Annotated in this window: 6 protein-coding genes; 3 read left to right on the forward strand and 3 right to left on the reverse strand. The window is 65.4% G+C overall.

Features of this window, described 5'->3' with window-relative positions; genetic code table 11:
- Positions 1–375: 375 nt before the first annotated feature.
- The 3 genes from ACXJKR_RS16910 (at position 376) to ACXJKR_RS16920 (ending at position 5,267) form a co-directional block, all read left to right on the forward strand.
- Positions 376–3,291: a ribonucleoside-diphosphate reductase subunit alpha gene (locus ACXJKR_RS16910; RefSeq protein WP_056203543.1), complete on the forward strand. Its 2,916-nt coding sequence runs from the start codon at positions 376–378 to the stop codon at positions 3,289–3,291.
- Between the two features lie 156 nt (positions 3,292–3,447).
- Positions 3,448–4,608 (forward strand): ribonucleotide-diphosphate reductase subunit beta, encoded by a 1,161-nt coding sequence (locus ACXJKR_RS16915; RefSeq protein ID WP_457323808.1) that lies wholly within the window; start codon positions 3,448–3,450, stop codon positions 4,606–4,608.
- 209 nt (positions 4,609–4,817) lie between these two features.
- Complete coding sequence (locus ACXJKR_RS16920; protein ID WP_457323809.1) at positions 4,818–5,267, forward strand: histone; 450 nt, start codon at positions 4,818–4,820, stop codon at positions 5,265–5,267.
- A 387-nt stretch (positions 5,268–5,654) separates the two neighbouring features.
- Here the strand turns inward: ACXJKR_RS16920 and ACXJKR_RS16925 are convergent, their stop codons facing one another.
- The 3 genes from ACXJKR_RS16925 to accC form a co-directional block, all read right to left on the reverse strand.
- Positions 5,655–6,722, reverse strand: coding sequence for a zinc-ribbon and DUF3426 domain-containing protein (locus ACXJKR_RS16925; RefSeq protein WP_457323810.1), 1,068 nt, complete (start codon positions 6,720–6,722; stop codon positions 5,655–5,657).
- Positions 6,719–7,615, reverse strand: a complete 897-nt coding sequence (prmA, locus tag ACXJKR_RS16930) for a 50S ribosomal protein L11 methyltransferase (protein WP_457323811.1) — start codon at positions 7,613–7,615, stop codon at positions 6,719–6,721. The genes ACXJKR_RS16925 and prmA overlap by 4 nt, the downstream gene beginning before the upstream one ends.
- Positions 7,612–8,872, reverse strand: a 1,261-nt coding sequence (gene accC, locus ACXJKR_RS16935) for an acetyl-CoA carboxylase biotin carboxylase subunit (protein ID WP_457323812.1), incomplete at its 5' end; no start/stop codon positions are given. The genes accC and prmA, both read right to left, overlap by 4 nt.

The raw sequence follows: 8,872 nt of genomic DNA on the forward strand, positions 1-8,872 counted from the left end.
GCCCAGTGTTGATGCGGGTTGCCGGTTGCAAGCCCCGATCTGATCGGCCAAAGGCGCGCGCAGGGCATTTGTCCAGAGAAATCGCGGCCAGGGTTTGACACTAGCGGTAGTGCTTGAGGGCGGCGGGGGCCATAGATATAGTGTTCCTTCGTGATATCCTGCTGAGCCAGTCGACCCCATGACCATCCCCTCGGATTCGCTGTTTGCAGTGGCTTGGCCACGGCAGCAAAGCGCCCGGGGACCAAGCCGAAACGCCGGCCTGGCAATGGAGCGGCAGGGACGAAATACCCCACTGAAGCACCGCACGATGCGCTGGCCCGACCTTCGGGTTGATGCCGCGCATTTGCCCGTCATTTCTCGATAAAGGATCCCCTCATGCTGCATGAAGCCGCCACGGGCCAGGCCACCTCCGCCTCGCTGTCGTCGCAGTCCCCGGTCGCGTTTGGATCCGACGCCACCGCCCCCAGCGCCCCTGCGTTGTCCGGCTATCAGGCCTACCAGATCATTCGCCGCAATGGCGCCGTGGTCTCGTTCGAGCCGAGCAAGATCGCCGTTGCGCTGATGAAGGCTTTCCTGGCCGTGCATGGCACCAGCGGCGCAGCCTCGGCCAGCGTGCGTGAGACGGTGGAGCAGCTGACCCAGAACGTCGTGCGCGCCCTGCTGCGCTCGCGTCCGAGTGGCGGTACCTTCCATATTGAAGATGTGCAGGACCAGGTCGAGCTGGGCCTGATGCGCAGCAGCAACCATGAAGTCGCTCGCGCCTACGTGCTGTATCGCGAGCGCCGCACGCAGGAGCGCGCCGCGCAGGGCGAGGCCACGCGCGCCGCCGAGCCGGTGGTGATGGTGGTGGACCGCGGCGAGCGCCGCCCGCTGGACCTGGGTGCGCTGAAGTCGCTGATCGCGTCGGCCTGCGAGAACCTCGGCGCCGACGTCAAGCCTGATCCGGTGCTGGCCGAGACCCAGCGCAATCTGTACGACGGCGTCGCCATCGACGAGGTCTACAAGGCCGCCATCCTGGCCGCGCGCACGCTGATCGAGAAGGACCCGGGCTACAGCCGCGCCACCGCGCGCCTGCTGCTGCACACGATCCGCCGCGAGATCCTCGGTGGCGAGGTGCTGCAGGGCGAGATGACGCAGCGCTATGCCGAGTACTTCCCCGGCTATATCAAGAAGGGCGTGAAGGCCGAACTGCTGGACGAGAAGCTGCAGCAGTACGACCTGGTCAAGCTGGGTGCAGCGCTCAAGCCCGAGCGCGACCTGCAGTTCGACTACCTCGGCCTGCAGACCCTGTACGACCGCTACTTCCTGCACATCGAAGAGCAGCGCATCGAGCTRCCTCAGGCCTTCTTCATGCGCGTGGCCATGGGCCTGGCCCTGGGCGAGATCGACCGCGAAGCCCGCGCCATCGAGTTCTATGAAGTGCTGTCGAGCTTCGACTTCATGTCCAGCACGCCGACGCTGTTCAACGCCGGCACGCGCCGCTCGCAGCTGTCGAGCTGCTACCTGACCACCGTCAGCGACGACCTCGACGGCATCTACGAGGCGCTGAAGGAGAACGCGCTGCTGAGCAAGTTCGCCGGCGGCCTGGGCAATGACTGGACCCCGGTGCGCGCGCTGGGCTCGCACATCAAGGGCACCAACGGCAAGAGCCAGGGCGTTGTGCCCTTCCTGAAGGTGGTCAACGACACGGCCGTCGCCGTGAACCAGGGCGGCAAGCGCAAGGGCGCCGTCTGCGCCTATCTGGAAACCTGGCACCTCGACATCGAGGAGTTCCTGGACCTGCGCAAGAACACCGGCGACGACCGCCGCCGCACGCACGACATGAACACGGCGAACTGGATTCCCGACCTGTTCATGCGCCGTGTGCTCGAAGGCGGTGACTGGACGCTGTTCAGCCCCAGCACCTGCCCGGACCTGCACGACCTGTTCGGCAAGCCTTTCGAAGTGGCCTACACGGCCTACGAGGCCAAGGCCGACCGCGGCGAGATCAAGCTCTTCAAGCGCATGCCGGCTAAGGACCTGTGGCGCAAGATGCTGTCGATGCTGTTCGAGACGGGCCACCCCTGGATCACGTTCAAGGACGCCTGCAATGTGCGCAGCCCGCAGCAGCACGTCGGCGTGGTGCACTCCAGCAACCTGTGCACCGAGATCACSCTGAACACCAACGACAGCGAGATCGCCGTCTGCAACCTCGGCTCCGTCAACCTGGCCCAGCACATCAAGGATGGCCAGATCGACCAGGCCAAGCTGAAGAAGACGACGCGCACCGCGATGCGCATGCTCGACAACGTCATCGACATCAACTACTACGCCGTCAAGAAGGCGCGCGACTCCAACCTGCGCCACCGCCCGGTCGGCCTGGGAATCATGGGCTTCCAGGACGCGCTGTACCAACTGCGCACTCCCTACGCCTCGCAGGCTGCCGTCGACTTCGCCGATCGCTCGATGGAGGCCGTCTGCTATCACGCCTACTGGGCCTCGACCGAACTGGCCGAGGAACGCGGCCGCTACTCCACCTACAAGGGCTCGCTGTGGGATCGCGGCATCCTGCCGATCGACTCGCTGGACCTGCTGGCCGAGGCCCGCGGCGGCTACGTCGACGTCGACCGCTCGACCACGATGGACTGGGACGCCCTGCGCGGCCGCATCGCCAGCTTCGGCATGCGCAACAGCAACTGCGTGGCGATCGCGCCGACGGCGACCATCTCCAACATCATCGGCGTGGACGCCTCCATCGAGCCGTGCTTCGGCAACCTGTCGGTCAAGTCCAACCTGTCGGGCGAATTCACCATCATCAACGAATCGCTGGTGCGCGACCTGAAGGCGCTGGGCCTGTGGGACGACGTGATGGTCATGGACCTCAAGCACTTCGACGGCTCGCTGCGTCGCATCGACCGCGTGCCGGAGGAGATCAAGGCGCTCTACGCGACGGCCTTTGAAGTCGACACCGTGTGGCTGATCGAGGCCGGTGCTCGCCGCCAGAAGTGGATCGACCAGGCGCAGAGCCTGAACATCTACATGGCCGGCGCGTCGGGCAAGAAGCTCGACGAGACCTACAAGCTCGCTTGGCAACGCGGCCTGAAGACGACCTACTACCTGCGCACGACCAGCGCGACGCAGGCCGAGAAGAGCACGGTGACGCGCTCGGGCCAGCTCAACGCGGTGTCCAACAGCACCGCAGCGATGGCCGCCGCACCGGTCGCGCCGGTTGCCGTCGTCGAGCCCGAACTGCCGGCGACGGACATGAAGTTCTGCTCGATCGACAATCCGGATTGCGAGGCCTGCCAGTAAATTCGGAGTGACGCTCTCACTTGTCTATACAAGTGAGAGCGTCGGTTTCGATGCCCACGCGCAACAAACTTTGCGCGAACGATGCAAATAGCTGTAGCTAGTTCTTGTTGATTTGCACAAGCACTGCCGATAATTCGAAGTGATAGGAAGCACACCATGCTGGATTGGGACGAAGACCTGAAGTCCACCGACACACACACCGCGAAGCCTGTCGCGGCACTGCCTTCGGCGCCCCTGATGCCTGAAGTTGCTCTCGCTTCCTCTCCCGCTCCCAAGTTGTCCGGCGAACCAACCACCGCGCGTCGCGTGAAGGCTGCCGACAAGCGCATCATCAACGGCCAGACCGATGTGAATCAGCTGGTGCCGTTCAAGTACAAGTGGGCTTGGGAAAAGTACCTCGCCACCTGCGCCAACCACTGGATGCCGCAGGAAGTGAACATGAGCCGCGACATCGCGCTCTGGAAAGATCCCAACGGCCTGACCGAAGACGAGCGCCGCATCATCAAGCGCAACCTCGGCTTCTTCGTCACCGCTGACTCGCTGGCCGCGAACAACATCGTGCTGGGCACCTACCGCCACATCACGGCACCCGAGGCTCGCCAGTTCCTGCTGCGCCAGGCGTTCGAAGAGGCGATCCACACGCACGCTTACCAGTACATCGTGGAGTCGTTGGGTCTGGACGAGAGCGAGATCTTCAACGCCTACAACGAAGTCCAGTCCATCCGCGACAAGGACGAGTTCCTGATCCCCTTCATCGGCGCGATCATGGACCCGCACTTTCACACCGGCACGCCGGAGAACGACCAGACGCTGCTGAAGAGCCTGATCGTCTTCGCCTGCCTGATGGAAGGCCTGTTCTTCTACGTCGGCTTCACGCAGATCCTGGCGATGGGCCGCCAGAACAAGATGACGGGTGCAGCCGAGCAGTACCAGTACATCCTGCGCGACGAGTCGATGCACTGCAACTTCGGCATCGACCTGATCAACCAGATCAAGCTTGAGAACCCGCACCTCTGGACGGCCGAATTCAAGGCCGAGATCAAGGCGCTGTTCCTGAAGGCCGTCGAACTGGAATACCGTTACGCCGAGGACACCATGCCGCGTGGTGTGCTGGGCCTCAATGCCTCGATGTTCAAGGGCTATCTGCGCTTCATCGCCAACCGCCGTGCGGTGCAGATCGGCCTCGAAGCCCTGTTCCCGAACGAAGAGAATCCCTTCCCCTGGATGAGCGAGATGATCGACTTGAAGAAGGAACGCAACTTCTTCGAGACGCGCGTCATCGAGTACCAATCAGGCGGGGCACTGAGCTGGGACTGAAGTCCCAGCCATCACAAGATCAAGACCTGGCCAATGCAGTCACCGAGCGAAACCCGCATCAACACGCTAGACGTGGCGGGGCTGCATGGCGATCCCATTCACCGTATCGAGGCGCTCCTCCTGGGCGACTCTCGGGCGGTGAATAACCGTATCTGGGCGGACCGGTCCGCACAGAACGGTGACTTTTCCACTTGATCAAGGAGAAAACCATGGCAACTGCAAAGACCCCGGCTAAGGCCGCAGCGAAGAAGGCCGCTCCGGCCAAGAAGGCTGCACCCGCCAAGAAGGCCGCTCCGGCCAAGAAGGCCGCTCCGGCCAAGAAGGCTGCGCCCGCCAAGAAGGCCGCTCCGGCCAAGAAGGCTGCGCCCGCCAAGAAGGCCGCTCCGGCCAAGAAGGCTGCACCCGCCAAGAAGGCCGCTCCGGCCAAGAAGGCTGCACCCGCCAAGAAGGCCGCTCCGGCCAAGAAGGCTGCTGCGCCCAAGAAGGCCGCTGCCAAGCCCGCCGCGAAGCCTGCTGCCAAGAAGGCTGCAGCTCCGAAGAAGGCTGCCGCCAAGCCTGCCCCGGCTGCCAAGCCTGCCGCTGCTGCAACCGCTCCTGCGGCCAAGACGGCTCTGAGCCCGCAAGCTGCCTGGCCCTTCCCGACCGGCAACAAGCCCTAACCAGGCGATCCGCTGACTCGCCGCCGGGTGGTTCGTCCACCCGGATCCCGGCGAAGCAGGCAACCCGGCCCGAAATTTTCGGTGCCGGGTTTTTTATTTCCGGCGCACTGTTCGGAAGGCCGGGATGCATCTGCTAACGGCTTGTCCGGGCGATGCGGCATGGTCCTACAGGGCCCGCGAATCTGCCGACCTAAAGTCAATTCCGGGCGTAGACCCCTTGCCTCTCTCCCCGCAGCACGCCAGCGTGTTCCGGCCTGACGTCTGACGTTGGTCGAAGCGCTCAAGTCTCAGGGACTCGCATGGGCTCTGCGCCTTTCCCATTGGGACGGCAACGAGGCCATGACGCGGTGCGGGGTGGCCGTTGATGGGCAGTCGGAGTCGACGCTCTCAGGGGTAGAAGATGTTGACGCTGTAGCCGCTGACCTTCTGGCCACCCGTTCCGAACACCAGGCTCAAGGCCTGTTCAGAATCGGCATTGACCTGCGTCAGCACCGGGGACAGGGTTTCGGGACCGAGCACGCGGCGGGAGAAAGCCGCGCCGTTGGCATCGGTCAAGCTCAATTCCACCCAAGGCGCGGCGACGTCCACGCTGGTCTTGTTGCGCAGCGCGAGATTGAGCTTGTAGCTGCCGGCGCCCACCGGGCTGAGCGCCGTCGATTCGATGCTGAGCGCCTCGATGCGCCGCCACGGTTTGACCTCGCAGCCAGCGGCGCTGCACAGCGCCTTCAATGGCTCGCGCAGGGGCGGGWGCAGGGCGGCAATGGCGTCGCGAAAGTGCAGCGTCACCTGCAGGGCCAGCAATGCGGCAAGCAAGAGGGATGCGACGCCGAGGGCCACACGCACGGCAGGGCGATTCCAGCGAGCGGTGTTCTCGGCCTTGCGCATGAACTCGGGCACGAGTCTGCCGGGCGCCTCGGCCTTGCCGGGCTTCTGCGGCTTGGCGGCTTTGGCGACCTTTGCGGGCTTGCCCGGCCGCTCCGCCGGCTCGGCCGTGATGGGAGCCATCTCGGCCATCGACGGTTCCGGCCCGGCATCACGCGCCACCATGGGCGGGGGGGCGGCAACCGGCTCGCTGGCACGGTCGTCACCCACCCAATGAGGCTCGGGCCTGGCTTCCTGCCGACCGTACTCGGAGGGCCAGCCGGTAGGCAAGGCCTCGGCACGGGGCTCGGGTTCGGGGGGCGGCATCCAGTCCGCTGGCGGTGTGTAGACCGGGGGCGGAGGTGGCGGAGGGGGAGGCGGTGGCAGGGGCTCGGGCTCCGGCACCACGGTGGCCGGCGCATACTGTGGCGGCCAGGGCGGTGGAGCGTCCCGCTCGATGTCGAACAGCAGTTCGCGGGCGTCGAAGATCTCTGCGCAACGGCCACAGCGCACCCAGCCATCGGAGACGCGCAACTGGTCCTCGACGATCCTGAAGATCGTTCCGCAGGCCGTGCAGCGCGTCGCGAGGCTCATGCCGGTCGTTGGGCCGTCATCAGGATCCAGCCATCCTCTTCATCGCTGACTTCAAGCGCCAGCCAGGGCGCGTAGGCGGCCTTCAGTTCCTCAGCCTGGCGGCTCAGGATGCCAGCCAGGATCAGGTTGCCGCCGGGCGCGACATGGGCGCAGAGCAGTGGTGCGAGCAGCTTCAGCGGCGTGGCGAGGATGTTGGCCATGACCAGCGGGTACTCGCCCCGGGCCAGCTCCGGCAGGCCGGGTTTCAGCGTGACGCCATTGGCCGCCGCGTTGTCGCGCGACGAAGTGACGGCAGCCGGGTCGATGTCGACGGCGTCGATGTCACGCGCGCCGTGCAGGGCCGCGCCAATGGCAAGGATGCCGGAGCCACAGCCGTAGTCCAGCACGCGAATCCAGGGCTGGGAATGGGTCGCGATCCAGCGCAGGCACATGCGCGTTGTTGGATGTGTGCCTGTACCGAAGGCCAGCCCGGGGTCTAGGCGCATGACGCGTTGGGCCTGCGGCGGTGCCTCGTGCCAGCTCGGCACGATCCAGAACTCGGGCGTGATCTCGACCGGCGCGAACTGGCTTTGCGTCAGGCGCACCCAGTCCTGCTCGGGCACAGCCTGGATGGCTTGCACATGCACATCCGTAGCCCAGTCCTGGGCCAGGATCAGCGTCGCCGCCTCGGTGGCCTCGGGCTCGGTGGGAAAGAGGGCCTTGACGACCGAGCGCTCCCAACCGGCGGCGGGCGCCGGCATGCCGGGTTCGCCGAACAAGGCGTGCTCAGCCTCGGTGTCTGCGTCGGCATCCTCCACCGAGACCGCGAGAGCGTCGATCTCCATCAGCGCATCGCTGACGATCTCGACGTCGGCCTCGTGGCAGACCAGGGCCAACTCGAAGAGGTTGCTCATCGCTTGTGGGCAGCCATCCAGCCTTCAAGGTAATGGATGGATGTGCCGCCTTCGATGAACTTGGCGTCGGCCATCAGCTCGCGGTGCAGCGGGATGTTGGTCTGGATGCCTTCGACGACCGTCTCGCTCAGCGCGATGCGCATGCGCGCCAGGGCCTGCTCACGCGTGTCGCCGTGGACGATGATCTTGCCGATCATGGAGTCGTAGTTGGGCGGCACGAAGTAGTTCGTGTAGGCATGCGAGTCCACGCGCACGCCGGGCCCGCCCGGCGCGTGCCACATCGTGATGCGGCCGGGCGAGGGCACGAACTTGACCGGGTCTTCGGCGTTGATGCGGCATTCGATGGCGTGGCCGCGCATCTCGATCTGGCGCTGCGTGAACGGCAGCTTCTCGCCGGCTGCGATCTTGATCTGCTGCTGCACGATGTCGATGCCGGTGACCATCTCGGTGACCGGGTGCTCCACCTGGACGCGCGTGTTCATCTCGATGAAGTAGAACTCGCCGTTTTCGTACAGGAACTCGAAGGTGCCGGCGCCGCGGTAGCCCATCTTCTTGCAGGCCGCCGCGCAGCGGTCGCCCACCTTTTCGATGTTGCGACGCGGGATGCCGGGTGCCGGCGCTTCCTCGATGATCTTTTGGTGGCGGCGCTGCATGGAGCAGTCGCGCTCACCCAGCCAGACGGCGTTCTTGAAGGTGTCAGCGAGGATCTGGATCTCCACATGGCGTGGGTTCTCCAGGAACTTCTCCATGTAGACCTCGGGGTTGCCGAAGGCCGCACCCGCTTCGGCGCGTGTCGTCTGCACCGCGTGCACCAGAGCCGCCTCGGTGTGCACGACGCGCATGCCGCGCCCGCCGCCGCCGCCGGCCGCCTTGATGATGACGGGGTAGCCCACCGATCGGGCGATCTTGATGATCTCCTTCGGGTCCTCGGGCAGGGCGCCCTCGGAGCCGGGCACGCAGGGCACGCCGGCGCGGATCATGGCCTGCTTGGCCGAGACCTTGTCTCCCATCAGGCGGATGGACTCAGGCGTCGGGCCGATGAAGGTAAAGCCGCTGCGCTCGACGCGCTCGGCGAAGTCGGCGTTCTCGCTGAGGAAGCCGTACCCGGGGTGGATGGCTTCAGCGTCCGTCACCTCGGCCGTCGCAATGATGGCCGGCATGCTGAGGTAGCTCTGGGCCGAGGGCGCCGGGCCAATGCAGACGGCCTCGTCGGCGAGCCGCACATATTTGGCGTCGCGATCGGCTTCTGAATAGACG

The organism is Roseateles sp. P5_E11 (genome assembly GCF_054049355.1).

Bases quoted from the DNA above. Each gene is read 5' to 3' on its own strand.
- ACXJKR_RS16915 (WP_457323808.1), top strand. From the start codon at position 3,448: ATGCTGGATTGGGACGAAGACCTGAAGTCCACCGACACACACACCGCG.
- prmA (WP_457323811.1), bottom strand. From the start codon at position 7,615: ATGAGCAACCTCTTCGAGTTGGCCCTGGTCTGCCACGAGGCCGACGTC.
- ACXJKR_RS16920 (WP_457323809.1), top strand. From the start codon at position 4,818: ATGGCAACTGCAAAGACCCCGGCTAAGGCCGCAGCGAAGAAGGCCGCT.